We start from the raw sequence: 25,288 nt of genomic DNA, 5'->3' as shown, positions 1-25,288 counted from the left end.
AACCGAAGGGCAGAGCGGCCACTTCACCCCGTCTTCCGCTCCGAAAGCGCCGAGACCAGTCCGACCGTCGAGCTGTCATGCCCGGTGGCAGCCAGCTTGCCCTGCACCACCGGTAAAAGCCCCGTCGCCAGTTCCTTGCCGAGTTCCACACCCCATTGGTCAAACGAGTTGATGCGGAAGATCACGCCTTCGACGAAGACTCGGTGTTCGTAAAGCGCGATCAGGCGGCCGAGTGTATAGGGGGTGAGCTGGTCGTAGACAAAGGTGATCGAGGGGCGGTTGCCGGAGAAGACGCGGTGGGGGGCGAGGAAATCGGCGTCCTCGTCGGTCACGCCCTTGGCGGTGAGCTGGCCCTTGGCTTCGGCGAGTGTGCGGCCCTTCATCAGGGCTTCCGATTGGGCGAGGCAATTGGCGATCAGGAGGTCGTGCTGGTGGCGGAGCTCCGGCTCGAAGCCGTTGGCAGCGATCATGAATTCGGCCGGGATGACGCTCGTGCCCTGGTGGATGAGCTGGTAGAAGGCGTGCTGGCCATTGGTGCCGGGCTCGCCCCAGACGACGGGACCGGAGGCACCCTGGACGGGCTTGCCGTCGATCGTGACGCTCTTGCCGTTCGATTCCATGTCGAGCTGCTGCAGATAGGCCGGGAAACGCGACAGGCGCTGGTCATAGGGCAGGATGGCGCGGGTTGGGTAGTTCAGCACCTTGCGGTGATAGACGCCAAGCGCGCCGAGCAGCATTGGCAGGTTGTCGCGGAAGGGGGCGGTGCGGAAATGCTCGTCCATCGCGTGGGCGCCATCAAGGAACTGGCCGAAATGATCAGGGCCGATCGCGATCATCAGCGGCAGGCCGATGGCCGACCAGATCGAATAGCGCCCGCCGACCCAGTCCCAGAAGCCGAAGACGCGGGACTGGTCGATGCCGAAGGCGGCGACCTTGTCGAGCGCGGTCGAGACGGCGCAAAAATGATGGCCGACGGCCGCTTCCCCGAGCGCGTCCGCGACAAAGGCGCGGGCCGTCTGGGCATTGGTCATCGTCTCGATGGTCGTGAAGGTTTTCGACGCGACGATGAAGAGGGTGGTTTCGGCTTCAAGCGTCTTCAGCGTGTCGGCGATATGGGCGCCGTCGATATTGGAGACGAAATGCAGGCGCGGGCCGTCATGGAAGGGCGAGAGCGCCAGTGTCGCCATGACCGGGCCGAGATCCGAGCCGCCGATGCCGATATTGACGACATCCGTGATCGCCTTGCCGGTCGCACCTTTGGTCTCGCCCGAGCGAATGCCCTCGGCGAAGGTGCCCATGGCCTCGAGCACGCCGTTGACATCAGGCATGACGTCGTGGCCATCGACCATCACGGGGCGGTTCGAGCGGTTGCGCAGCGCCGTGTGAAGAACGGCGCGGCCTTCGGTGAAGTTGATCGGTGCACCTGAGAACATCTGGTCGCGCTTGTCGGCGACGCCGGCGGTCGTCACCAGTTCCTCGAGCAGATCGAGGATTTCGCCGTTCACGGCGCATTTGGAATAATCCATCAACAGGTCGCCGAGCGTGACGCTGAAACGCGAGAAGCGCTGCGGATCGGCGGCAAAGGCGGCGCGCAGGTCTTCGGCATGGGTGGCGGCAACGGCGCTCGTCAGCTTGTCGATGATGGCTTGCATCGGAATGTCCCTGTTAACATGGTTGCCCGGGACATTAGTCGCAGCACAAGGCGCTATCAAGACAGGGGGAGCCTGACAGCTCCCCCAATTTCAATCGATTTATTTCTCGTCGCGCAATTCGCGGCGCAGGATCTTGCCGACATTGGTCTTCGGCAGTTCGGTGCGGAACTCGATGTAACGCGGACGCTTGTAGTTGGTGAGGTTCGCGGCGCAGTGCGCCTTGAGTTCATCGATCGTCAGCGCCTGGTCCTTCTTGACGACGAAGAGCTTGACTGCTTCGCCCGAATGCCCGTCCGGCACGCCAACGGCGGCGCATTCAAGCACGCCCGGATGCATCACGGCGACTTCCTCGATCTCGTTCGGATAGACGTTGAAGCCCGAGACGAGGATCATGTCCTTCTTGCGGTCAACGATCTTCACATAGCCGCGCTCGTCCATCAGGCCCATGTCGCCCGAGCGGAAGAAGCCATCGGCGCTCATCACCTTGGCCGTTTCTTCCGGGCGCTGCCAGTAGCCGGCCATGACCTGCGGCCCGCGGATGCAGATCTCGCCGACCTCGCCGATCGGCAGTGTGTTGCCGTCCTCGTCGCGGATCTCGATATCGGTGGAGGGCAGCGGCAGGCCGATCATGCCGGAGAATTCGCGTGCGTCGAGCCGGTTGACGGTGGCGACCGGCGATGTTTCGGACAGGCCGTAGCCTTCGGTGATCGGGCGGCCGGTCATGTCCAGCCAGCGTTCGGCGACGGGCCGCTGGATGGCCATGCCACCGCCGAGCACGAGGAGCAGCGAGGAGAAGTCGAGCTTCTTGAACTCCGGATTGTTCATCATCGCGTTGAACAGCGTGTTGAGGCCGGGGAAGACATGCGCCTTGAACCCCTGCAGCTCCTTGATGAAGCCGGGAATATCGCGCGGATTGGCGATCAGCAGGTTATGGCCGCCGAGGGCCACGCCCATCAGCGAATTCACGGTCAAAGCGAAGATGTGGTAGAGCGGCAGGGCGCAGACGAAGTTCAGCACATCCGGGCGTTTGCCACCGGCCAGCGCCGCTTCCAGCCAGAGTGCGATCTGCTGCTTGTTGGCCAGAAGATTGGCATGAGTGAGCGCCGCCCCCTTGGAGACGCCGGTTGTGCCACCGGTATATTGCAGGAAGGCGATGTCGCCGGGCGCGACCGCGACGGGCTTCAGCGTGAGCTTGCTGCCCTCTGCCAGCATGGCCTTGAAGCCGACATGCCCGGGAATGGTCCAGGCCGGCACGAGCTTTTTCACCTTGCGCACGACAAAATTGACGATGTGACCCTTGAGGCCCAGCATGTCGCCCATGGTGCAGACGATGACGTGCTTCACATCCGTGCGGTCGACGACCTGCTGGACGGTATGGGCGAAATTCTCCAGCACGACGATCGCCTTCGCGCCGGAATCCTTCAGCTGGTGTTCGAGCTCGCGCGGCGTATAGAGCGGGTTGACGTTCACCACGGTCAAGCCGGCGCGCAGGATGCCGTAAACGGTGACCGGGTTCTGCAGGATGTTCGGCGTCATCACCGCGACGCGGTCGCCCTTGACGAGACCCTTCGACTGCAGCCAGGCACCGACCTTGCGGGACTGGTCTTCCAGTTCGCGGAAGGTCATGGAACGGCCCATGCTGGTGAAGGCCTGCCGCTCGGCAAACTTCGCGCAGCTCGCTTCGAACAGGGCGCCGAGCGACGGGTGAGAATGCGGGGCGATCTCAGCCGGCACCGAGGCGGGATAGGATTGAACCCAGATCTTTTCGGCGGCGCGGCCGCTGAGGCGGCTCATAGTTTCCGTCATGTTATCCTCCCGAACCATTCTTCTCGTCTGCTCACCAGGCGGGCTCCTCCCCTTATCCTGGAACCTCATGCTAGCGCAAAGGTCGTGCAAGTCTCGAAAAATTATATAACCTTGACGTAAACGTCAATACGCACGCCGGAACCGTGACGGGTCGAGACGAGCGGGGGGGGCGGAAAAGCCGGAAAGCAACCGCTCCAAGGCCGCCAATTCCGGCAGCTTTTGGGGAACCATCTGGGGCCAGGGTCGTTGATTCACCACAACCAACAACGACAGGAGGATACCATGGACCAGGTTAACCGCGCCGTGGACGGCAAGGACCCCTATGTGAAGGACACCCCGACCCTGATCGCCAGTGACAAGGTCGAAGGCACGGCAGTTTATGGCGTCGATGGCGACCGGATCGGCTCCATCCAGCGCATCATTCTGGAAAAGCGCGGCGGCCGCGTGGCCTATGCCGTCCTGAGCTTCGGCGGTTTCTGGGGCATCGGCGACGACTATTACCCGCTGCCTTGGGAAACCCTGACCTATGACGAGCAGTTGGACGGATACCGCATCGGCCTGACCAAGGAACAGGTCGAAGGCGCGCCGAAATATCGCGACGACAGCGAAGACTGGTATCGCAACAACGGCCGCTCGGTCTACGACTACTACGGTGTCCCGCCCTACTGGATCTAAGGGATCCGTTCGGAAACACTGACGGAAGGGCCTCGCTTGCGGGGCCCTTTTCGTTTGCGCGAAGAAAGGGGGTTCGGTGGACGGCAGCGTAATCGCGCTGCAGCAGGAGAGACGTCAATCAACCCGCCCGAGCCCGTACTAAAGTTTACGGCACTCGCGCCCGGGGCTCTCCTGACATGAAAAGCCTCCCGGGAAAAGCCCGTTTCTGCGGGTGGCCGGATACAGGACAGGCGCGGCGTGCGGATTTGGCCGGTGGCTGGCGCAAATGGAGTGGATTGCCCGGCGATGCGCGATTAGGCTCGACCTGACGCCAAAGGCAACCTGCGCATCGATCGGACTGCACATGACCGACACCCCGATGGCTCCGACCGAGCCGGCCATTCTCGATTTTCTCGCCACCTGCGCGGCATTCTACCCCGATGATGCCGTGGAGGCTCCGATCGACCAGCAGCGTCAATGGTACGACACGTTGTGTGCTCATTTCGATCGGCCGCTGCCGGAAGGCATGGTGACGCAGGACGACAGGGTGGACGGCCGCATTCCGGTGCGCTGGTATCGGCCGAAGGATATCCGGACCGAGACCGTACTCTACTACATCCACGGCGGTGGCTTTGTTGTCGGCTCGCTCGACAGCCATCATGCGATCTGCGCTGAGCTGGCGGAGCAGGCTGGCGCTGAGCTGGTGTCGGTCGATTACCGGCTGGCGCCGGAACATGTCTGGCCGGCTGCCCATGACGATGCTTTTGCGGTGCTCGGATCCCTGCTTGAGAGCGGGCGCAAGCTGGTGCTGATCGGCGACAGCGCCGGCGGCAATCTTGCGGCAGGGCTGACGCTTCGCGCACGCGACGAGGGGCTGACGGGCATTGTCGGCCAGGCGCTGATCTATCCGGCGCTCGGCGGTGACCTCGTGTCCGGTTCCTATGCCGAGATGGCCCATGCGCCAGGACTGACGACATCAGACGTCGCCTATTACCGGGCCGTGCTGCAGGCACCGGATGACAGCCCGGTCGCCCATCCGCTTCGCAGCCGATCGCTGGCCGGGCTGCCGCCGACCTTCATCACGGTTGCCCATTTCGATCCGCTGCGCGATGACGGCAGGGCCTATGCGAGCCGTCTCGCCGAAGCCGGCGTCGAGGTCTGGTTTCGCGAGGAGCCGCAGATGGTGCATGCCTGGCTGCGCGCCCGGCACATGAGTGACGGCGCGCGCATCGGGTTCGACGCGCTTTGCGCGGCGGTCACCCGTTTCGCCGCGCAGGGGTAAAGTCGGCGCGTCACATCAGATCGCGTGGGATCGCCTTTTGCGGGAAGGTCTTCTCGAACACCTGCGTCTCGCCTTCGTAAGCGATGACAGACGCACTGATCAGCCAGTGGGTCTCGGTGCAGGCGATGCGCGAGGTCGACACCGTGCGCACGAACCAGCCGGACCGCTGCATGTCGCAGGTCCAGACTGAGGTGCCCGTCATCGACTGGGGATCGCCCGGCGAGATCGACCAGATCTCGTCGCGGACCTGCCGTGTCGAGAGACCGGTGCCGGGATGTTCGAACAGGCCGGTATCCTCGTAGATCGTGTAGGAGGTGCGGTTGGCCTGGAGGTCGCGCAGCACCTGGCGGCGGGTCTCGGACGGGGCATGTTCGATATAGGTCGGCAGCGGATTGGGATTGTCCGGCTGCTTCATCTCGAAGGTCTCGTGCGCGCCGAGCTTCGGCAGGGCAAGGCCGAGCGTGGCGGTGTCGAGCGTCAGTTCGGCATCGGTTGGGGCGGGCAACACCATCGGCCAATAGGCGGAAGAGAGCGACAGGCGGATGCGGTGGCCGGGGCGGAAACGATAGCCGCAGGCATCAAGCGTCAGGCGGATCGGCGTCGGCTCGCCGGGTTTCATCGGCTGAGGATCTCCATTGCCGTTGCGATGGGTGAGGTTCAGCACGCCGAAGGCGACGCGGGTGGCCGAGCCATCGGGATGCACATCGACGATCCGGGCAATGAGATTGGCGACGGGGGCGTCGCTCGACAGCATCACGGAGAGTTCCGGTCGGCCGAAGATGTCAAGTGTCTGCGTGAGTGGCGCCGTCTGGACGGTGAGTGATCCCGCATCGTCGTGGCGCTGGTCGCCGGCAAGCTCTGCATCCGGTTTCAGCGTGAACCACTCGCCAGCGGCGGTGCCGGTGTCGAGGGGGGACTTCAGCGTGACGGGATGGGCTGGCGCATGCGGGACGGGATGACCTTCCGTTAGAGAGCCGAAGGCCTCGATATAGAAAGTCTGCATCTCCGGCGTCTGCCAGGTGTCTTTGGAGATCCAGAAACCCGGATCGACCTCGCGGCGCGGCGCAGGCTTTACGGCGTCGAGGATATAGGCGCGCACCTGGGGCACGGCTTCCGTGCCGTTTGCCTCGCCGCGCAGCCAGCGGTTCCAGAAGGCAATGGCCTCACCATGGAAATCGGCACGCGGTTTCGGCCAGGCGAAATGCGGGTATTTGTGGATCCACGGGCCGATCAGGGCCTTGGATCGATCGGGCATGCCTTCGACCGCGAGAAGCGGCGTGTTGCGATAGCCATCGGCCCAGCCGGCGATGACGAGCGACGGGATGGCAACGGCGGAGAAATCCTCGCCGATCGAGCCGTGTTTCCAGAAGGCGTCACGGCGCTGGTGCTCCAGCCATTCCTCCAGGAAGAAGGGCTCGTTTTCCAGCCGCTCCATCCACATCTCGCGCCAGCGGTCGCCGACGATCTCGGGGTCCGGCGAGCGCGACTGATAGGCGAGCATGGTGGCGGCCCAGGAGAGCTGGGCCGAGAGATGGCAGCCGTTCTTGTAATGGATATCGTCGTTGTAGCGGTCGGTGGTGGAGGCGATCGAGATGACGGCCTTAAGGGCAGGCGGCCGAAGGGCCGCGACCTGCAGGCAATTGAAGCCGCCCCAGGAGATGCCCATCATGCCGACCGAGCCGTTCGACCAGGGTTGCGCTGCGATCCAGGCGATCAGCTCGCAGGCATTGGCGAGTTCCAGCTGGGTATATTCACCATCGATGACACCGTCGGATTCGCCCGAGCCTCTGATGTCGACGCGCACGCCGGCAATGCCGGCGGCGGCGAAGACCGGATAGGTGGATTCGTCGCGCGGGCTTGTTCCGTCGCGCTTGCGATAGGGCAGGAATTCGAAGACGGCCGGTACGGGATCGCTCTCAGAGCCATCCGGCATCCAGATGCGGGCGGCAAGCCGTGTGCCGTCGGCAAGGGTGATCCACTGGTTTTCGATGGTGGTGAACGGACGAGATGTCATGCTGTGCCTTCAGGTGGAATTCGGGTTTGTGGTTTTCCCCTCCCAAACCCTCCCCACAAGGGGGAGGGCTTAACCCAGCCGCTGCCCTTAGTGGCGGAGCCGAGCTTGTGGGGGAGATGGCCGCCCTTCGACAAGCTCAGGAGGCCAGAGGGGGTCTTAGTGCGGGCCGATCAGTGCCCCGCACTTTCCATGCGGCGGGTGGCGAGTGCCTTCTCCAACCAGCCCAATTCCATTTCGGGCACGGACTTGAGCAAGAGGTCGGTATAGTCGTCGAAGGGCGGCGATAGCACCTGCGACTTCGGACCGAAGCGCACGAGACGGCCGCGATGCATGACCGCGACGCTGTCGGCGATGGCGCGCACGATGGCGATGTCATGGGTGATGAACATGTAGGACACCTGCGTTTCCGCCTGCAGCCGCATCAGGAGCGACAGGATGCCTTCCGCCACCAGCGGATCGAGCGCCGAGGTCGGTTCGTCGCAGAGGATGAGTTCGGGTTTGGCGGCGAGCGCGCGGGCAATCGCCACGCGCTGCTTCTGCCCGCCCGACAGCTCCGCCGGATAGCGATCGACGAAGCCGGAGCCCATCTCGATCTGCTCCAGCAGCTCCTTGACGCGGGCGGTTTTCGCCGAGCCATGCAGGCCGTGATAGAAAGTGAGCGGCCGCCCGATAATGTCGCGCACAGTCTGGCGCGGGTTCATGGCGGTATCGGCCATCTGGTAGATCAGCTGGATACGCCTGAGATCATCGCGGCTGCGTTGCTTCAAGGCCGGCGTCAGCGCCTTGCCGTCGAAGGTGACGGTGCCGGAGACGGGCGGCAGGAGGCCGGTGATGACGCGGGCGAGCGTAGACTTGCCTGAGCCGGATTCGCCGACGACGGCGAGTGTCTGGCCCTTCGGCAGGTGCAGACTGACATCATGCAGCACCTTGAAGCCGTTGGAATAGCCGGCCGTCACATTCTCGATCTTGAGCTGTCGATCGCTCTGGTCGGTGGCTTCCTCCTTGCGGGCCTGGCGGACATTGACGAGCGCGCGGGTATAGTCCTGGGCCGGCTGCTCGATGATCTGCTGGGTCGTGCCGTATTCGACCGTCTTGCCCTGGCGAAGCACCATGATGTCATCCGAGATCTGTGCAACCACGGCCAAGTCATGGGTGATGTAGAGGGCTGCCGTATGCGTCTCCTCGATTGCGTGCTTGATCGCGGCCAGAACGTCGATCTGGGTGGTGACGTCGAGCGCGGTCGTCGGCTCGTCGAAGACGATCAATTCCGGATTGGAGCAGAGCGCCATGGCGGTCATGGCGCGTTGCAACTGGCCGCCGGAGACCTGGTGCGGATAACGATCGCCGAAAGTCTTCGGATTGGGCAGTCCGAGCACACCGAAGAGGTAGGCGGCGCGGGCGCGGGCCTCTTCGATCGTCATCAGTTTGTGGGAGACCGTCGCTTCGATCACCTGGTCGCCCAGCCGATGGGCCGGGTTGAAGGCGGCGGCGGCCGATTGCGCGACGTAGCAGACGCGGTCGCCGCGCAGCTTGCGAATGCCGGATTTTCCGAGCTTCAGGATGTCCTCGCCATTCAGCAGCACTTCGCCGCCGGTGATGCGCACGCTGCCGCGACCGTAAGCAAGCGCCGACAGTCCGATGGTCGATTTGCCGGCGCCGGACTCGCCGATCAGGCCGAGCACCCGGCCCTTTGGCAGGCTGAAGGAGACGCCTTCGACGATGGTGATGTCCTTGGGCGGCTCGCCCGGCGGATAGGATGTGGCTTCGATCTTGAGATCGCGGACGGTAAGGAGTTCAGACATCGCCACGGCCTCCCTTCAGGCTGGATGTGCGCCCGAGCAGCCAGTCGACCACCAGGTTGACGCAGACGGCAAGTGCGGCAATGGCCGAGCCGGGCACGAGCGCTGCCGAAATGCCGAAGATGATCCCGTCCTTGTTGTCTTTCACCATGCCGCCCCAATCGGCCGCCGGCGGCTGGATGCCGAGGCCGAGGAAGGAGAGGGTGGAGAGGAAGAGGATCGAGAAGGCGAAGCGCAGGCCGAATTCGGCGAGCAGAGGAGAGAGCGTATTGGGCAGGATTTCGCGGAAGATGATCCACAGCGTGCCTTCGCCGCGCAGCCTGGCCGCTTCGACGAATTCCATGACCGCGACATCGAGTGCCACGGCGCGGCCGAGGCGGTAGACGCGGGTGGAATCGAGGATCGCCATGACCAGGATCAGCACGAAGAGGTTCTGCGGCAGGACGGCGAGCACGACGAGCGCGAAGATCAGCGTCGGGATCGACATCATCAGATCGTTGAAGCGCGACAGCGTCTGGTCGATCACGCCGCGCGAAACGGCGGCGGTGAAGGAGAGGAAGATGCCGAGCGAGAAGGATATGACGGTGGCGGCGAGCGCCACTGTCAGTGTCGTGCGCGTGCCGTAGATCATGCGCGAGAGCAGGTCGCGGCCGAGATTGTCGGTGCCGAGCAGAAAGGTGCCACCCATCGGCTCCCAGACGGCACCGACGATGTCACGCTCGCCATAGGGCGCGATGAAGGGGGCGAAGAGCGCACAGAAGACGGCAAGCGCGATGCCGAAGATGCCGACCCAGGCGCTGATGGGGATCTGTTTCAATCTCATCGCGGATGCCTCAGTCTCGGATTGGCGACAATGGCGATGATGTCGGCCAGCATGTTGAGGAAGATGTAGACGGCCGCGAAGATCAGGCCGCAGGCTTGGACGACGGGCATGTCGCGCACGGTGACTGCATCGACCATGTACTGGCCCATGCCGGGATAGACGAAGACTACTTCGACCACGACGACACCGACGACGAGATAGGCGAGGTTGAGCGCGACGACGTTGACGATCGGGGCAATCGCGTTCGGGGCGGCGTGCTTGACGATGGCGCGGAGCGCTGAGAGACCCTTGAGTTCGGCGGTTTCCATATAGGCCGACGACATGACCGAGAGGATGGCGGCACGGGTCATGCGCATCATGTGGGCGAGCACCACGAGGACGAGCGTCGCCGTCGGCAGCGCCATGGCTTTCAGCCGGTCGGCAAGCGCCATGCCGTCATGCACCGTCGACGGGAAGGTCGCGATGTTGAGGTTGATGGCAAAGACGAGGATCAAGAGATAGCCGATGAAGAATTCCGGCAGCGAGATGGCGGCAAGCGAGATCACGTTGATGATGCGATCCGGCGTGCGGTTGCGGAAGTGGACCGCGAGCATGCCGAGGCCGACGGCGAGCGGGACCGAGATGGCGGCGGCGAGAGCCGCCAGATACAGCGAATTGCCGAGCCGCTTGCCGATCTGCTCTGTGACCGAGTTGCGGCTCGCCCACGACGTGCCGAAATCGCCCTGCAGGGCGCCGCCGAGCCATTCGAAATAGCGGGTGACGATTGGTCGGTCGAGGCCGAGATCGGCACGGATATTGGCGACCGCCTGGGGCGTGGCCGACTGGCCGAGATAGGTGGTGGCGAAATCGCCGGGTAGGGCTTCGACACCGCCATAGATCAGCATGGAGACGGCCAGCAGCAGCAGCATGCTGAGCGCCAGGCGCTGCACCACCAGGACGATCAGCGGATACCGCTGGTATAAAGTCAGACCCGGCGGACCGCCGGCATCGGTTGATTGGGTCATGGGATTCCAGCCGCTATCCAGAAAAACGGGTATGGCCCGCGTACCTCATGTGCGCGGGCCGATTGACCGGAGCAGTGCGTCCGGCGCCTGTCGTTTCCGACAATCAGGCGTCCAGCCAGACGCGGGTTGCGACATAGCCGTTCGACATGTCGTTGCCGATGTCGTGGACATAGCCCTTCACGCTCTTTTGCGCGGCGTTCACGAAATCGTTGAACATCGGCAGGATCAGGCCACCCTCGTCCCGCACCATCATCGCCATCTCGCGATACATGTCCTTGCGCTTGCCCTCGTCGAGTTCGGCGCGCGCCTGGAGCAGGATCTTGTCGAAGTCCGGACGCAGGAAACGGGTGTCGTTCCAGTCGGCGGTCGAAAGGTAAGCCGTGGAATACATCTGGTCCTGGGTCGGACGGCCGCCCCAATAGGAGGTCGAGAAGGGCTGGACGTTCCAGACATTAGACCAGTAGCCGTCGCCGGGCTCGCGCTTCACCTCGATCTCGATGCCGGCCTTCTGGGCACTGCCCTGGTAGAGCACGGCGGCATCGACGGCACCGGGGAAGGCGACTTCCGACGTACGCAGGAGGACCGGGCCGGAATGACCTGATTTCTTGTAGTGGAAGGCGGCCTTATCAGGATCGTAAGTGCGCTGCTCGATGCCCTCGGGGAAAAGGGCATAGGTGCTGTTGATCGGGAAGTCGTTGCCGACCTTGCCATAACCGCCGAGCACGGTCTCGACCATGGCTTCGCGGTCCATGGCATATTTCAGCGCCAGCCGCAGGTCGTTGTTGTCGAACGGCGCGGTATTGCAATGCATGATGAAGACATAGTGGCCGCGACCTGACGTTGAGAGGATCTCGACCGTCGGCGCGCGCTTCAGCATGTCCACCGTCTTTGGATCGACGCGGTTGATGAAATGCACCTGGCCGGAGGCGAGAGCCGCGATGCGGGCGGTCGCATCGTTCATGCCGATGATTTCGATCGTATCGACATAACCGCGGTCGGAGCGCCAGTCGGCGGTGTTGCGCTCCAGCGTGGCGCGCACGCCGGCTTCGAAGCTGGTGAGCTTGTAAGGGCCGGTGCCGATCGAGGCGAGCGGGTCGTCGTAACCGCCATTCGGCTGGATGACGAGGTGGTAGTCGGTAAGCAGCAGCGGCAGGTCGGCATTGCCTTCGGTGAGCACCAGGACCAGCTTGTCGCCGTCCTTCTTGATCTCCTTGATCGACTTCATCACGCCGAGCGCGCCGGATTCCGACTTCTCGTCGGTGTGGCGCTTCAAGGTGGCGACGACGTCGTCGATGGTCAGTTCCTTGCCGTCATGGAACTGCACGCCCTTGCGGATGGTGAAGGTCCAGGTCGCGGCATCGGCCGAAGGCTCCCAGCTTTCGGCGAGTGCCGGTACGGCAGCGCCGGTTAAGGGATCGCTTTCGACCAGCATGTCGCCCCAGCAGCGGCCGATGCAGAACATGAACTGCGACAGGAATTTGGCCGGGTCCTTGCTGTCGGTGGCCGAGCCGCCTTCGAGGCCGAGCTTCAGATTGCCGCCGCGCTTGGGCTCCTGGGCGGACGCGCTGGTGGCGTAAAGCGAGCTGGCGGCCGTCAGCGTCAGGCCGGCGGCCATGGCGCGGCCCATGAATTCACGACGGCTCAAGGCCGCCGAGGTGAGGCTGGAGAAGAATTTGTCGTTGCTCATCGTCTGTTCCCTTGTTTTGGTTGGTTATGCGTCCGGCATTTTTATCCGTGACGGCGGCGATCGTTGAATGTCGCACTCGGGCCGATCGCCAGGCCCTCACGCGGCTGCTGGAAATCTATCTTCCTTTCCACACGGGATCGCGTTTCTCGGCAAAGGCGCGCGCGCCTTCGATCTGGTCTTCGCTTCCGTAAAGCACGTCCACCGTGCGGTATTGCCGCTTGGTGATCTTGTTCATGGTCGACTGAAAATCGCGGCCTTCTGCGTCGCGGACGATCTCCTTGATCGCGGCATAGACGAGCGGCGGTCCGCTTTCGAGGAGCCGCGCCAGTGCCCAGGCCCGCTCCATCAGGGCGTCGGGGGCCAAGATCTCGTTGACGAAACCCCAGCGATGCGCCTCCTCGGCATCGAGCCAGCGACCGGTCAGAAGCATGTCCATGGCGATGTGATAGGGGATGCGCTTCGGCAGCTTGATCGAGGCGGCATCGGCCACCGTGCCCGAGCGGATCTCCGGCAGCGCGAAGGTGGCGTGCTCGGCGGCGAGAATGAGATCGGCGGACAGCGCGATTTCGAGGCCGCCGCCGCAACAGATGCCATTGATCGCCGCAATGACCGGCTTGTTGAGATCGCGCAGTTCCTGCAGGCCGCCGAAGCCGCCGACCCCATAGTCGCCATCGACCGCATCGCCGTCCGCGGCCGCCTTCAGGTCCCAGCCGGGACAGAAGAATTTTTGGCCCGCACCCGTGATGATGGCAACCCTCAGTGTGTCGTCATCACGGAAGTTTGCGAAGATCTCGCCCATGATCCGGCTGGTGGCGAGATCCACGGCATTGGCCTTGGGGCGATCGATCGTCACCTCGAGCACGGCGTTCTCACGGCGGGTGCGGATCGGCTCGGTCACGCGTTCAGCTCCTTGTCCGGATGAAGGCATCGACGGCGATCACGCCCTCACCTTCCGGCAGCACCAGAACCGGATTAAGATCCAGTTCTTCCAGTCTCGTTGCGTTGTCTGCGACATAATCTGCGACACAGGCGACGAGTTGCACCAATGCATTCTTATCGCCCGGCGGCCCGCCGCGATACCCCGCGATCAGCTTCGAAACCCTCAAGCCGTCGATTGCCTTGCCGATTTCAGCAGGGTTTGTGGGAAGCAGGAGGATCGTGCTGTCATCGATGAGATCGACGAGAACCCCTCCGGCACCAAGGGTTAGAACCGGGCCGACCACGGGATCGCGCAGCGCGCCGACGATCAGCTCTGCCACGGGCTTCGGTGCCATTTTTTCCACAAGAAAGCGGTCAGCAATCGAAGACATGGCCGTGGCCGCCGCGAAGACCTCCGACGCGCTTCTGATGTTGAGCCGCACGGCGCCGACATCGCTTTTGTGAGCAATGCCAATGCCCTTGACGGCCACAGGATAGCCGAGCCGATCGGCCACCGAGACCGCCTGATCGGCATTGCGGGCGATCAGGCCATAGGGGACACTGACGCCAAAGGCGGCGAGCATCGGCTTGGCGCGGTCTTCGTAGAGAGACTGGATCTCGGTTGCCACGGCGCGGGCGGTGAGCAGCGGTGCGGGAGCCGGTCGCGCCCAGGCGGCATGGACGCCATGGGCAATTTCGATGGCGGCGAGCGCCTCGTCGATGCCGCAGAAAGGCACGACGCCTTCGCCGATGAGGCGCGTGGCGACCGCCTCCGGCATGGTTTCGCCAAGGCTTGCGACGATGCCAGTGGCTGCACCCGTTCGCCGCTTTGCGTCGAGCACCGCGTCGACGGTCGTCATCCAGTCACCTGCATCGCAGCGATCGCCGCGCGGAAAATCGAGAACGACGAGATTGATCCCATAGTCGCCGCCCATCACGGTCGAGAAGGCGTCCGCCTGCCGTGCGCGATGGCCCCAGACGAAGGTGTGGTAGTCGAGCGGATTGGAGAGTGTCACCATGGCACCGAGCGTGTCGCGCAGTGCCGGGAATTGTTCGGGTTTGAGATCCCGGAACTCAACGGCCTTGTCGACACCCGCATCCGCCATCAGCGAGGCCTCGCCGCCCGAACAGCTCATGGCCGAGACGGTATTGGCGGAGAGCGGACCGCAGACATGCAGGAGCTTCAGCGTTTCCAGCATCTGCGGCAAGGAATGCACGCGGCCGATGCCGAGACGCTTCAGGAGCGCGGAGGACACCCGGTCGTTGCCGGCCAGGGAGGCGGTGTGCGACAGCGTCGCGCGCTGTGCGGCGGCAGACTTGCCGACTTTCAGCGCCACCACCGGTTTGCCGAGCGCGCGGGAGCGGGCCGCGAGATGTTGCAGGTCTTCGAGATCATCGAAGCTCTCGATATGAAGGCCGACGGCCGTGACCCGCTCGTCCTCGATCGCTGCGGCCGCAAGGGCCGACAAGCCGGTCTGGGCCTGATTGCCGGCCGTCATCAGATAGGCGATCGGCAATCCTCTGGCCTGCATCGTGATGTTGAGCGCGATGTTCGAGGACTGGGTGAGGATCGCCACGCCCCGGTCGACATGCTTCATGCCGTGCTGGTCTGGCCAGAGCAGGGCGTCGTCCAACATGTTGATGAAGCCGTAGCAATTGGGGCCGAGCATGGCCATGGTACCGGCGGCAGCCACGAGTTCGGCCTGCAGGGCAGGGCCATCCGGCAGTTCCTGCACGGCTTCGGCAAAACCGGAGGCGTAACAGATCGCGCCGCCGGCACCCCGCTGGCGGAGGTCACGCAGGATCTCGACCGTGAGGGCGCGGTTGACCCCGACAAAGGCGGCGTCGGGTGCGCCGGGAAGGTCGGCAACCGACCGGTAGCAAGGATGGCCATGAACCGTATCCCGCGTCGGATGAACCGGCCAGATCTGGCCACGATAGCCCGCCTTGACGCACTGTTCCACCACCCGCGCCGCCTCCTTGCCGCCGAAGACGGCGATGGTTTCAGGGCGGATCAGGCGGGAGAGCGGTGCGCGGGCGTCTGTCGTCATCCAAGCCCCCTGCCGAGCCATCGGTCTGCCAGGAAGCAACCGAGCCGGATCGCCTGGAACAGCGCCAACGGCTCCGTGCCTTCCGGCAGTTCGGATACCGAGATATCGGGGTCGCAGCTCAGCAACAAACCCTGATACGGGGCCTCTGACGATCCGGGGGAGGAGTGGCGGAGAGCGGTGATCGCGGGGGAGGAGCTTTGTGGCATCATCACGCTCCGAACGGTCGCAACAGGTCGCGGCTGATGATGTGGCGCTGGATTTCCGAGGTGCCGTCCCAGATCCGCTCGACCCGCGCATCGCGCCAGAAGCGCGCCAGCGGCAGGTCGTCCATCAGCCCCATGCCGCCATGGATCTGGATCGCCTCGTCGGTGACCCGCGCCAGCATTTCCGAGGCATAGAGCTTGGCGGATGCGATCTCGCGATTGGCCGGCAGGCCCTGATCGAGGCGCCAGGCGGCGGCGAGCGTCAGATAGTCCGCCGCATCGATCTCGGTGATCATGTCGGCAAGTTTGAACGACACGCCCTGGTTCGCGCCGATCGGCTTGCCGAACTGGTGTCGCTCGGCGGCGTAGGGGACCGCGAGGTCGAAGACCCGCCGCGCCCGGCCGACGCAACTCGCAGCCACTGTCAGCCGGGTACCATAGAGCCAGGCATTGGCAAGCTCGAAGCCCTTGTGGACCTCGCCGAGGATCTGGGCCGAGGGCAGGCGGCAATCATCGAAATCGAGGATGCAGTTCTTGTAGCCGCGATGCGAGACCGAGGAGTAACCGTTGCGGATGGTGAAACCCGGCGTGCCGCGATCAACGAGGAAACAGGTGATCAGCTTCTTCACGCCCTTCGGCGTTTCCTCCTCGCCGGTGGCGACGAAGACGATGACGAAATCGGCGATATTGGCATGGCTGATGAAATGTTTGGTGCCGTTGAGCACCCAGTCATCGCCGTCCTTACGCGCCGTACAACTCATGCCGCGCAGGTCCGAGCCGGCACCGGGTTCGGTCATGGCGAGCGCATCGAACTTGTCGCCGCGCGTGGCCGGCAGCAAATAGCGTTCGCGCTGGTCGTCGTTGCAGCCCATCAGGATGCCGGAGGGCCGGCCGAAAAACACGGTGAGCGCCATGGAGGCGCGGCCGAGTTCGCGTTCGACCAGCGTGAAGGTCTGGTGGTCGAGCCCGCCGCCACCCACCTCTTCCGGCATGTTGCAGGCAAAGAAACCGAGCTGCTTGACCTTGGCCGCGATCTCCCAGCCCATTTCGGGCGGCACGTGGCCCGATCTCTCGACCTGATCCTCAAGCGGAAAGAGTTCGCTCTCCACGAAGCCGCGGACCGTCTCGACGATCATCTGCTGCTCTGCGCTTAGGGCGAAATCCATGCGGCTATCCTCCGGCCTTCAACAACATGCGGCTACCTCTTCTGCCCCACATGACGGCCGGCGCCTTCGGGCAAAGGCAGGCCGGCATGCGCGGCGAGCAACGGTTCCAGTTCTGACAGGATCGCGGGCAGCGGAGGCACGGTTTTGCCTTCCGCCGAGGAGACGTGCAGCATCAGGTGCTCGCAGGTCGCGACCACCGCATTGTCCGACGCGCGGCGCAGCCAGAAGAAGCTGTGCAGCTTCTTGCCATCCGAGGGCAGCAATTGGACTTCGACGTAAAGAGCATCACCGAGCTTGCACTCGTCGAGCAGCCGCAGATGGTTTTCGACCGTGTAATAGCTGTGGCCGGCTGAGACATAATCCATGTCGACACCGATGAGGCGCAGCAGCGCATCGGAGCTGTCGGCAAAACACTGGCTGTAGCGGTATTCGGTCATGTGGCCGTTGTAGTCGACCCAGGAGGGGTGCACGCGGAAGTCCGCAAGCTTGATCGGCTTGGTGAGGTCTGCGGCATCAGGAGCCGGTGCGGACGACCAGAGATGCGCCTCGAAATCGGCCAGCAGCTTGCCGGAACCCCAACCTTGCCCGGCATCGCCGGCCTTCAGGGCCTGCATGATGCCGACGAGGTTCTGGTCGCGAATGCGCTCGAGATCGCGGATGCCACGTGCACCGGATTGCGCGTCGGACTGGTCGGCGATCTTGTCGACGAGTTCGTCGTTGAGATCGACCACATCGGTGAGCTTGGTCCAGGGCCAGGAAAGGCAGGGGCCGAACTGAGCGAGGAAATGCCGCATGCCCGCTTCGCCGCCGGCGATGCGATAGGTTTCGAACAGACCCATTTGCGCCCAGCGCATGCCGAAGGAATAGCGGATCACGTCATCGAGGGTCTCGGTGTCGCAGATATCGTCCTTGATCAGCCAGAGCGCCTCGCGCCACAGCGCTTCCAGCAGCCGGTCGCCGACAAAGCCTTCGATCTCTTTGTTGAGGATCACGCCCTTCATGCCGATCGGCGCGAGTTTCGCCTTGGCGTCTTCCAGCACCGCGCGGCTGGTCTTTTCACCGCCGACGAGCTCGGCGAGCGGCAGGAGATAAACCGGATTATAGGGATGCGCGACGAACATCCGTTCGGGATGTTTCATGTCGCGCTGCAGGTCCGTCGGCAGGATGCCCGAGGTCGAGGAGCCAATCAGCGCCTTGGGGTCGGCTGCCGCATCGATCTGGGTGATCACGCCGCGCTTGAGATCGACGCGTTCCGGCACGCTTTCCTGGATCCAGTCGGCACCCGCGACCGCCTCCGCAAGCGAGGCGGCATAGCTGAGCTTCCCCTTGGGCGGCAGCGGCGCCATGGTCAGCATCTCATAGGCGCGCTCGGCATTGGCGAGCACTTCGCCGATGATGCGCTCGGCTTCCGGATGCGGATCGAAGATCGTCGTATCGATGCCGGCCAGCACGAAACGTGCCGCCCAGGCCCCGCCGATCACACCGCCGCCAATACAGGCCGCCTTCTGAATTCTGCTCATCACGTTCTCGTCCGCATGTGGTTTGTCTTTTGACCTGCCCCAGACAGTGTCCGGAAACGGGCGGAGCATCACCGCTTGGTAAGCTTGAGCTTCTTGCGCACCTCGTCCGGCCCGATGATCCGGGCGCCCATGCCCTCGATCACGGTCACGGCCTTTTCGACAAGCTGGGCATTGGTGGCGAGCAGGCCCTTGCCGGCATAGAGATTGTCTTCGAGCCCCACACGCACATTGCCGCCGGCAAGGACCGCTGCGGCCGGATAGGCCATGGCATTGCGGCCGATGGAGAAAGCCGAGAAGGTCCAATGCGCCGGCACATTGTTAACCATGGCCATGAAGGTGTTGAGGTCATCGGGCGCCCCCCAGGGAATGCCCATGCAGAGCTGGATGAGCACCGGATCCTCGATCAGGCCTTCCTCGACCAGCTGCTTGGCAAACCAGAGGTGCCCGGTATCGAAGGCCTCGATCTCGGCGCGCACGCCAAGATCCGTCATCAGCTTCGCCATGGCGCGCAGCATCGACGGCGTGTTGGTCATGACATAATCGCCGAGCGAGAAATTCATCGTGCCGCAATCGAGCGTGCAGATTTCCGGCAGGCACTCGGCCACATGAGACACGCGCTCGGTGGCACCGACCATGTCGGTACCCTTGGGGTTGAGCGGCAGCGGCTGCTCGACATTGCCGAAGATCATGTCGCCGCCCATGCCGGCCGTCAGGTTCAAGACCACGTCGACATCGGCCGCACGAATGCGGTCCGTCACTTCCTTGTAGAGATCGTTGCGGCGGCTGGCGGCACCCGTTTCGGGGTCGCGGACATGGCAATGTACGACGGCGGCCCCTGCCTTGGCGGCATCGATGGCGGACTCGGCGATCTGCTTGGGGGTGATCGGAACATGCGGCGATTTCGAGGTGGTGTCTCCGGCACCGGTGACGGCGCAGGTGATGAAGACATCCCGGTTCATGGCTAAAGGCACGGATTATTCTCCCTCGTTCGTTAGGCCTATTACGAGACAGAATGCCGCAGCATGCTTTGCAGGATCGGATAGCTTCTATACATTATCGGAAATCTTGAGAGTTCCTGCCGATGTCCGACCGTCCCGCAACGCTCACCGTCCCAACGACCGTGCTCGACCTCCTGGTCGTGCCGGAGACAAACCTGATCCTGGTCGCATCGGTGATCGAGCCATTGCGCCTGGCGAACCGGGTGAGTGGGCTGGAGCTCTATCGCTGGCGTATCCTCAGCCCGGACGGCCAGCCGATCGAGACCAAGAGCCACATCCCGATCCCGGTGGATGGTGCCTTTCGGCCGGGAAATGAGGAAGACCCGCTCTTCGTGCTCTCCAGCCACAACTGGAAACGCCACGCCACTTCGGATCTGAAGCGGCTTCTGGCGAAGTCCGCGCGGCATCGCAGTCTCGTCGCCGGGATCGAATCCGGCGCCTGGTTGCTCGCCGACACGGCCCTTCTCGACAATTTTTCGGCAACTTTGCACTGGGAAGACTATGACGATTTTTCCGCCGCCTATCCGCAGGTGAGAACCGTGCGCGAGCGCTTCGTCATCGACGGCAAGCGCATCACCACGGGCGGCTCACTGCCGACGCTCGATCTGATGCTGGAACTGATCCGCCGCAGGCATGGCTATTCGCTGGCGCTCGAAGTGTCGCGCCAGTTCATCTACGAGCAGGGGGGCGTCAGCAGCGATGCTGCGGCCATGCCCTCGACCGGCAGCATAAGGCTCGCCGACCCCCGTGTGAGCCAGGCGATGCGGGTGATGGAGGAGCATCTGGAACAGCCGCTGCCGCTGGTGCGGCTCGCGCGCCGCATCGGCATCAGCGAAAGACGGCTGCAGACCCTGTTCATCGAGGCGATCGGCGCGCCGCCGCACATCCATTACCTGGCGCTGCGCCTCAATGCCGCCCGCCGCAAGGTGATCGAAACCCGCACCCCCTTCGCCGACATCGCCGCTGCGACCGGATTTAACTCGGCGTCTGCCTTTTCCCGAAGTTACAGGGCGCATTTTCGCGAAAGCCCGTCGGATACAAGAAGGCGGTTGAAGGGTTATGGGGCGGGGGGATGAGGTGTGTTTGGACAGAGTGTGACGACTCGGAGGGCCGGATGGTCGTCATAGGGGCAAGGACAACGGATTTTCCGGCCCGCCAAGCATTGACGCCAAAGAACCTTTTGGAACAAGAAACCCCGCCACGCTTGTTATCGCCTTGGCGGGGTCTGCCTCCATGGAGGTCTTGAGGCTGAACGGTTTTCACCGCCAGCGATCACGTTAAATATGGGTGTTTGCTCGTTAAGGTCAAGTTAAATTCCAAGCCCATATCGAATGCCAGCTTTGATCATTTCGAATGTCTTCGCGTCGACACGCCTTGTCAGATACTTGCGGTTCCCGTTGGTATCGCGGCCGGCTCGGAAGAGATCAAGGCGCTCAAAGCCTACGGTTGCGATCATGTCGCACTTTGCCCACATCACGGGCGAATCAAATGGCGCTGGCAATGCTGGATCCAAAGTGATCTCCACCACATAGTTGAAGTTCCTTTCGGGCGGGGACGTGGAAAGTGGCACGACGGCACACAATCCATCTCGATGAGGAAGCCTCGGAGAGATCACGATCGCGGGGCGCCGCTTGACCATCTCAGGTGGCATGAAACCACCGAGCGCATAGTTGCAGAGAAGAAGTGTTCCGGGAGCGACGGAATATCGAATCGGCATATTCGAATTCTACTGAAAGATGTCGCGTCACTCAGCAGGTTTTTCTCGCGGCGTTAGGCTAGCCCAGATCTCTCACGTTGTCGCTTTGCTCGTAATCGACCACCATTGTGGCCGCCTCGGAGATCCGGTACCGCTTTAGGTTCTCCTTATCGGACGGCGCTTTACTCAGGGCCAAAATCTACGTGGAGACGAACAAGAAAGGCCTCACCGGAATGTTCCACCTGTGGAAACCGGAAGCATGTCTTTGATTTTGAAAGAAACTGGTGCCGCTTGCAGGACTCGAACCTGCGACCCCATCATTACGAATGATGTGCTCTACCACCTGAGCTAAAGCGGCATTTGCGAACAGGCTCGGCCCGTTGCTTATGGTGAGGGGCTGATACAGGGATTGCCGGGCGATTTCAAGCCGGTTTTCGGGGGCCGGGGAAAATTTCCCCGGCGTGGTCACAGGTGGCCCTTGATCTCTGGGTCAAGGCCGTGCGGCTTATTTCACCGGCCAGGTCTTCGGCCAACTGCCGGGATCGATCTCGTCGGTTTCGCTGAACTGTTCCGGGCAGTCGCGAAACGTCTCCTCGACCAGCACCAGTTGCGGACCCATGGCCCCTTCGGCGAGGCGCCACTGGCTGTAGGTGCCGCAATCGCCGATCCCGCGGCCCTTGAAGAAGGAGGACAAGCTCTTCTTTTTCCAGTCATAGTCGAGGTTGAAGGCCTGGGATGTGGCGCTCGGGGCGCCGTCGACCATGGTCGGGAAAGCAAGCGGGGCGATCATGCCGAAGCTATCGACATAGGCGGCATAGGGCACGTTGTAGGCGCCGCTCGAGCCGCAAGGCGTGATGTAGATCGTCGTGTTTTCGTCGAGTTGATGCGATAGCGCATTGCCGTTGAACATGGTGGGGTCCGTGTCGGCGCAGTCGCCGCCTTCGGCGAAATGGGGGCGGATCGCCTCCGGCAGCTCGGCGATCGTCGCGATGTCGCTGATCGGAAGCGGCGGGTTTGGCGCCTTGTCGCCCCTGGCGCTCAACGCGTCCACGTGGTCGATGCGATCCTGATATTCGTCGATGAACAGGAGGCTGGCGGCCGCACCTGATAGCGGCAGGTCGCTCCTGGCGGTCTGGTCGCCGCGTGTCATGGTGATCGTTGCGGTCGTGCCGTTCTTCAGGCTGTCGATGAGTCCATTGCCGATGAAGTCGCCGTTGAGGGTAAACGCATAGGTGCCGGCATCCGTCGTGACCGAGGGGCCCTTCAGCACCAGCGGCTCGGCCCCGTCAACCGCGATGCTCACCTCCGGCGCGCCTGCGGCTTCGGTGACGGCGTTGTCGCGCGGCGAAACCACCAGCACGACCGGCGCCTCCGGCTTGCCGCTGCGCTGCAGTTCGAAGCCGGACAGCGGATTGTCGGAGAGGAATTGCCGCATGGTGCAGGCACGGGTCTGACTGCAGGAAACCTGCCAGGCCTTGAACTCCTTGTAGGAGACATCCTCGGCCTGGCTGGAAAGGGTGCTGCCCAGCAGGGTGGCGAGCGTGAGGGTGAGTGTCAGGTGGCGCATGGGGGTCCCCGCAAATTAGATCTGCGGGGACGCTAGCAGGGCCTGCCTCAGCCGCAAATCGCCTTTTTTGCGTCTATATATTCGCGCTCCAGCCGATCGACGACTGCGGCCACCGGCTCGATGGCCTTGACCGCGCCGATCCCCTGGCCGCAGCCCCAGATATCCTTCCAGGCCTTGGCCCCTGATGTCGCCTTGTCGAAGTCCATCTTCGACGGATCGGCTTCCGGCAGATGATCGGGATCCATGCCGGCGGCAACGATCGACGGCTTCAGGTAATTGCCGTGGATGCCGGTGAAATAGTTGGAATAGACGATGTCGTTGGCATGGGCGTCGACCACCGCCTGCTTGTAGGCATCCGACGCGCGGGCTTCGGTGGTGGCGATGAAGGGCGAACCGATATAGGCCATGTCGGCGCCCATGGCCTGTGCGGCCAGCACCGCGCCGCCATTGGCGATCGCGCCGGCAAGCAGCAGCGGCCCGTCGAACCATTCGCGGATTTCCTGGACAAGGGCAAACGGCGAGAGCGTGCCCGCATGGCCGCCGGCGCCGGTCGCAACCGCGATCAGCCCGTCTGCACCCTTGCGGATCGCCGAATTGGCGTGGCGGTTGTTGATCACGTCATGCAGAACGATGCCGCCATAGGAATGCACGGCGGCATTTACCTCCGGCACGGCGCCGAGCGAGGAGATGACGATCGGCACCTTGTATTTGACGCACATCATCAGGTCGTGCTCGAGCCGCTTGTTCGACATGTGCACGATCTGGTTGACCGCGAAGGGCGCCGCCGGGCGATCCGGGTTCTTCGCGTTGTGGGAGGCGAGCTCTTCGGTGATTTCGGCCAGCCATTCGTCGAGCTGCGCTTCTGGCCGGGCATTGAGCGCCGGGAACGAACCGACGATGCCGGCCTTGCATTGCGCCAGCGTCAGCTGCGGATGCGATATGATGAAGAGCGGCGAGGCGACGACGGGAAGCCTCATATTGTCTTTCAGGATCGACGGCAGGGCCATCACTTCACCTCCCATGAAGTTTACGTTTACGCAAACGTCAAATAACAGATCCCGGGGAAACAGGAAAGAGACACCGAAGGGCGGCAATGTCGCCAACCTGTGGCAAGATCGAAGCGCATGGTCTCATTCCTGTGTTTATTCGTGGCCATAGGAGGTTTCCGGGCTTGCCCTTGAAAAATCGAGCGTTTACCGAATCGAAACTATGGATGTGATGTGGCAGGGGCGATCCCCGAAGGAGTATGGCGACCAATGAGCGGATTGGAAACAGCCATCCGGAACGCCCTGGAGCGCTCTGACCGGGCCAATGCCGAATCACGGGCACGGGTTTATCAGTCGGCTCGGCAGGCGCTCGAAACGGGGCTGCGCAAGCAGAACATCGAGGATCCCGAGGCGATCAACCACCAGCGTCGCCGCCTGGAGGCGCTGATCCACGCGATCGAGCTGGAAGAGCGCGCGCGTCTCGACATGCGCGTCGAACCGCCGGTTGTCGCCGCGACGGCCGCGCCCACCGCGCCTGCCGCCAGAGCAGAGGTTCCGCCCGCGCCGCAGGTTACCGTCGATCGGCCGGGTCGCGTGGAACCGGGCTTTGCCGCCGACCCCGTCGAACATGTGGAGCCTGTCGCCGACCGGGAGCCAGCCTTCGACGAAGACATGCAGACACCGAAACCGGATCTGCGCGAGGCCCATGCGGCCGACGAGGGGCCGATGCCGGACATGCGCTCGGAACGGGCTGTCCAGCCGCGCAAGCGTCGCCGCGGCGGTGTCGCACGTCTGATGATCTTCACCATCTTCCTGGCCACGCTCGGGATTGGCGCGTGGTGGGTCTACTCGTCCGGTCTGCTTTTGACGGCAGCCGAGCGCGATACCAGTGTTCCCAATCCGCCGCCGCGCGCCGAGGAAGAAGACTTCACCGGCAACCAGGCGCCGGTCGAGACGCCCAAAGGCCCTCAGGCCATCGATACCCGTGGCGGCTTCACCGACGACTGGATCAGCGTCTTCACGCCGGATCAGGTGTCCGCCTTGCATCCCCGTGCCAACGCGACCGTCGATATGGTGACGGCCAGCGACGGTACTGCGGCGCGCATCGTCTCGCGCAGCGGCGACGCAGCGGGCGCGATCGAGATCACGGTTCCGGCAGATGTCCTGCAGGAACTGGCGGGTCGCACCTCGACCATCGCCTTGACCGTCCAGTCACCGGACGACAATCCGGTGCAGATGTCGGTGGAATGCGATTTCCCGCGCATGGGGGATTGCCCGCGCCATCGGTTCACCGTCAACCCGCAAAAGCTCGACGCACTGTTCCGCGTGACCTTCGACAGCGGCATGGCACCCTCGACACCGGGTCGCCTGATCGTCAATGCCGATCTCTCGGGCAAGGGCCGGGGCGTCAACCTCTATGCCGTCCGCGTTCTGCCGGGGCAGTGATCGCCCCGGTCATTGC

The 25,288-nt window shown here is 63.4% G+C and carries 20 protein-coding genes and 1 tRNA gene; 4 read left to right on the top strand and 17 right to left on the bottom strand.

What is annotated here, in order from left to right; all coding sequences use genetic code 11:
* Positions 1–23: 23 nt before the first annotated feature.
* Complete coding sequence (gene pgi, locus DFO46_RS15815) at positions 24–1,652, bottom strand: glucose-6-phosphate isomerase (RefSeq protein ID WP_120277940.1); 1,629 nt, start codon at positions 1,650–1,652, stop codon at positions 24–26.
* Positions 1,653–1,751: 99 nt separating this feature from the next.
* A complete protein-coding gene (locus DFO46_RS15810; protein ID WP_120277939.1) occupies positions 1,752–3,458 on the bottom strand; it encodes a long-chain fatty acid--CoA ligase in 1,707 nt (568 codons plus the stop codon).
* Between the two features lie 282 nt (positions 3,459–3,740).
* Here DFO46_RS15810 and DFO46_RS15805 point away from each other — a divergent pair, with 282 nt between their 5' ends.
* Together DFO46_RS15805 and DFO46_RS15800 are read left to right on the top strand one after the other, a co-directional pair.
* The gene (locus DFO46_RS15805; protein WP_110790122.1) at positions 3,741–4,133 is read left to right on the top strand and encodes a PRC-barrel domain-containing protein; all 393 of its coding nucleotides are present in this window, start codon (positions 3,741–3,743) and stop codon (positions 4,131–4,133) included.
* A 343-nt stretch (positions 4,134–4,476) separates the two neighbouring features.
* Positions 4,477–5,394, top strand: a complete 918-nt coding sequence (locus DFO46_RS15800) for an alpha/beta hydrolase (protein ID WP_120277938.1) — start codon at positions 4,477–4,479, stop codon at positions 5,392–5,394.
* Between the two features lie 10 nt (positions 5,395–5,404).
* On the opposite strand, the gene DFO46_RS15795 is transcribed toward DFO46_RS15800, so the two are convergent.
* The 11 genes from DFO46_RS15795 to DFO46_RS15745 all read right to left on the bottom strand — a co-directional run bounded on the left by DFO46_RS15795 (position 5,405) and on the right by DFO46_RS15745 (position 19,550).
* Positions 5,405–7,408, bottom strand: coding sequence for a CocE/NonD family hydrolase (locus DFO46_RS15795; RefSeq protein WP_120277937.1), 2,004 nt, complete (start codon positions 7,406–7,408; stop codon positions 5,405–5,407).
* Between the two features lie 170 nt (positions 7,409–7,578).
* A complete protein-coding gene (locus DFO46_RS15790; RefSeq protein WP_120277936.1) occupies positions 7,579–9,210 on the bottom strand; it encodes an ABC transporter ATP-binding protein in 1,632 nt (543 codons plus the stop codon).
* Positions 9,203–10,030: an ABC transporter permease gene (locus DFO46_RS15785; protein ID WP_120277935.1), complete on the bottom strand. Its 828-nt coding sequence runs from the start codon at positions 10,028–10,030 to the stop codon at positions 9,203–9,205. Before DFO46_RS15785 ends, DFO46_RS15790 begins: the two co-directional genes overlap by 8 nt.
* Positions 10,027–11,034 carry an ABC transporter permease gene (locus DFO46_RS15780; RefSeq protein ID WP_120277934.1) on the bottom strand — a complete coding sequence of 336 codons (1,008 nt, stop codon included), beginning with the start codon at positions 11,032–11,034 and terminating at the stop codon, positions 10,027–10,029. The genes DFO46_RS15785 and DFO46_RS15780 overlap by 4 nt, the downstream gene beginning before the upstream one ends.
* Before the next feature lie 103 nt (positions 11,035–11,137).
* Positions 11,138–12,721 (bottom strand): ABC transporter substrate-binding protein, encoded by a 1,584-nt coding sequence (locus DFO46_RS15775; RefSeq protein WP_110790116.1) that lies wholly within the window; start codon positions 12,719–12,721, stop codon positions 11,138–11,140.
* Between the two features lie 115 nt (positions 12,722–12,836).
* A complete protein-coding gene (locus DFO46_RS15770; RefSeq protein ID WP_120277933.1) occupies positions 12,837–13,619 on the bottom strand; it encodes a carnitinyl-CoA dehydratase in 783 nt (260 codons plus the stop codon).
* Positions 13,620–13,623: 4 nt separating this feature from the next.
* Entirely contained in the window at positions 13,624–15,690 is a 2,067-nt protein-coding gene (locus DFO46_RS15765; RefSeq protein ID WP_120277932.1) for an acetate--CoA ligase family protein, read from the bottom strand.
* Complete coding sequence (locus DFO46_RS24045) at positions 15,687–15,896, bottom strand: hypothetical protein (protein ID WP_120277931.1); 210 nt, start codon at positions 15,894–15,896, stop codon at positions 15,687–15,689. Before DFO46_RS24045 ends, DFO46_RS15765 begins: the two co-directional genes overlap by 4 nt.
* A gap of 2 nt (positions 15,897–15,898) precedes the next feature.
* Positions 15,899–17,059 (bottom strand): acyl-CoA dehydrogenase family protein, encoded by a 1,161-nt coding sequence (locus tag DFO46_RS15755; RefSeq protein WP_120277930.1) that lies wholly within the window; start codon positions 17,057–17,059, stop codon positions 15,899–15,901.
* A 32-nt stretch (positions 17,060–17,091) separates the two neighbouring features.
* On the bottom strand, positions 17,092–18,579 hold the full coding sequence (locus DFO46_RS15750) for a carnitine 3-dehydrogenase (protein ID WP_120277929.1): 1,488 nt from the start codon (positions 18,577–18,579) through the stop codon (positions 17,092–17,094).
* Between the two features lie 68 nt (positions 18,580–18,647).
* On the bottom strand, positions 18,648–19,550 hold the full coding sequence (locus tag DFO46_RS15745; RefSeq protein ID WP_120277928.1) for a 3-keto-5-aminohexanoate cleavage protein: 903 nt from the start codon (positions 19,548–19,550) through the stop codon (positions 18,648–18,650).
* A gap of 110 nt (positions 19,551–19,660) precedes the next feature.
* Between DFO46_RS15745 and DFO46_RS15740 the strand changes: the two genes are divergently transcribed.
* A complete protein-coding gene (locus DFO46_RS15740) occupies positions 19,661–20,653 on the top strand; it encodes a GlxA family transcriptional regulator (protein ID WP_120277927.1) in 993 nt (330 codons plus the stop codon).
* Positions 20,654–20,886: 233 nt separating this feature from the next.
* On the opposite strand, the gene DFO46_RS15735 is transcribed toward DFO46_RS15740, so the two are convergent.
* The 4 genes from DFO46_RS15735 to DFO46_RS15720 all read right to left on the bottom strand — a co-directional run bounded on the left by DFO46_RS15735 (position 20,887) and on the right by DFO46_RS15720 (position 23,847).
* Positions 20,887–21,294 (bottom strand): type II toxin-antitoxin system PemK/MazF family toxin, encoded by a 408-nt coding sequence (locus DFO46_RS15735; RefSeq protein WP_120277926.1) that lies wholly within the window; start codon positions 21,292–21,294, stop codon positions 20,887–20,889.
* A 261-nt stretch (positions 21,295–21,555) separates the two neighbouring features.
* Positions 21,556–21,631 (bottom strand) — tRNA-Thr (locus tag DFO46_RS15730).
* A 147-nt stretch (positions 21,632–21,778) separates the two neighbouring features.
* Positions 21,779–22,840: a DUF1176 domain-containing protein gene (locus DFO46_RS15725; RefSeq protein ID WP_120277925.1), complete on the bottom strand. Its 1,062-nt coding sequence runs from the start codon at positions 22,838–22,840 to the stop codon at positions 21,779–21,781.
* Between the two features lie 47 nt (positions 22,841–22,887).
* Positions 22,888–23,847, bottom strand: a complete 960-nt coding sequence (locus DFO46_RS15720; RefSeq protein WP_120277924.1) for a nitronate monooxygenase family protein — start codon at positions 23,845–23,847, stop codon at positions 22,888–22,890.
* A 249-nt stretch (positions 23,848–24,096) separates the two neighbouring features.
* Between DFO46_RS15720 and DFO46_RS15715 the strand changes: the two genes are divergently transcribed.
* The gene (locus DFO46_RS15715) at positions 24,097–25,272 is read left to right on the top strand and encodes a hypothetical protein (RefSeq protein WP_120277923.1); all 1,176 of its coding nucleotides are present in this window, start codon (positions 24,097–24,099) and stop codon (positions 25,270–25,272) included.
* Positions 25,273–25,288 lie beyond the last annotated feature (16 nt).

This window comes from Rhizobium sp. AG855 (assembly GCF_003610655.1).
GTDB classification, from domain to species: Bacteria; Pseudomonadota; Alphaproteobacteria; order Rhizobiales; family Rhizobiaceae; genus Allorhizobium; species Allorhizobium wuzhouense.
This window is presented reverse-complemented; position numbering and strand designations above follow the sequence as displayed.

What these genes read in the sequence shown, in the direction of transcription:
- pgi (WP_120277940.1), bottom strand. Translation starts at nt 1,652, where the DNA reads ATGCAAGCCATCATCGACAAGCTGACGAGCGCCGTTGCCGCCACCCAT.
- DFO46_RS15810 (WP_120277939.1), bottom strand. Translation starts at nt 3,458, where the DNA reads ATGACGGAAACTATGAGCCGCCTCAGCGGCCGCGCCGCCGAAAAGATC.
- DFO46_RS15805 (WP_110790122.1), top strand. Translation starts at nt 3,741, where the DNA reads ATGGACCAGGTTAACCGCGCCGTGGACGGCAAGGACCCCTATGTGAAG.
- DFO46_RS15800 (WP_120277938.1), top strand. Translation starts at nt 4,477, where the DNA reads ATGACCGACACCCCGATGGCTCCGACCGAGCCGGCCATTCTCGATTTT.
- DFO46_RS15795 (WP_120277937.1), bottom strand. Translation starts at nt 7,408, where the DNA reads ATGACATCTCGTCCGTTCACCACCATCGAAAACCAGTGGATCACCCTT.
- DFO46_RS15790 (WP_120277936.1), bottom strand. Translation starts at nt 9,210, where the DNA reads ATGTCTGAACTCCTTACCGTCCGCGATCTCAAGATCGAAGCCACATCC.
- DFO46_RS15785 (WP_120277935.1), bottom strand. Translation starts at nt 10,030, where the DNA reads ATGAGATTGAAACAGATCCCCATCAGCGCCTGGGTCGGCATCTTCGGC.
- DFO46_RS15780 (WP_120277934.1), bottom strand. Translation starts at nt 11,034, where the DNA reads ATGACCCAATCAACCGATGCCGGCGGTCCGCCGGGTCTGACTTTATAC.
- DFO46_RS15775 (WP_110790116.1), bottom strand. Translation starts at nt 12,721, where the DNA reads ATGAGCAACGACAAATTCTTCTCCAGCCTCACCTCGGCGGCCTTGAGC.
- DFO46_RS15765 (WP_120277932.1), bottom strand. Translation starts at nt 15,690, where the DNA reads ATGACGACAGACGCCCGCGCACCGCTCTCCCGCCTGATCCGCCCTGAA.
- DFO46_RS24045 (WP_120277931.1), bottom strand. Translation starts at nt 15,896, where the DNA reads ATGCCACAAAGCTCCTCCCCCGCGATCACCGCTCTCCGCCACTCCTCC.
- DFO46_RS15755 (WP_120277930.1), bottom strand. Translation starts at nt 17,059, where the DNA reads ATGGATTTCGCCCTAAGCGCAGAGCAGCAGATGATCGTCGAGACGGTC.
- DFO46_RS15750 (WP_120277929.1), bottom strand. Translation starts at nt 18,579, where the DNA reads ATGAGCAGAATTCAGAAGGCGGCCTGTATTGGCGGCGGTGTGATCGGC.
- DFO46_RS15740 (WP_120277927.1), top strand. Translation starts at nt 19,661, where the DNA reads ATGTCCGACCGTCCCGCAACGCTCACCGTCCCAACGACCGTGCTCGAC.
- DFO46_RS15735 (WP_120277926.1), bottom strand. Translation starts at nt 21,294, where the DNA reads ATGCCGATTCGATATTCCGTCGCTCCCGGAACACTTCTTCTCTGCAAC.
- DFO46_RS15725 (WP_120277925.1), bottom strand. Translation starts at nt 22,840, where the DNA reads ATGCGCCACCTGACACTCACCCTCACGCTCGCCACCCTGCTGGGCAGC.
- DFO46_RS15720 (WP_120277924.1), bottom strand. Translation starts at nt 23,847, where the DNA reads ATGGCCCTGCCGTCGATCCTGAAAGACAATATGAGGCTTCCCGTCGTC.
- DFO46_RS15715 (WP_120277923.1), top strand. Translation starts at nt 24,097, where the DNA reads ATGAGCGGATTGGAAACAGCCATCCGGAACGCCCTGGAGCGCTCTGAC.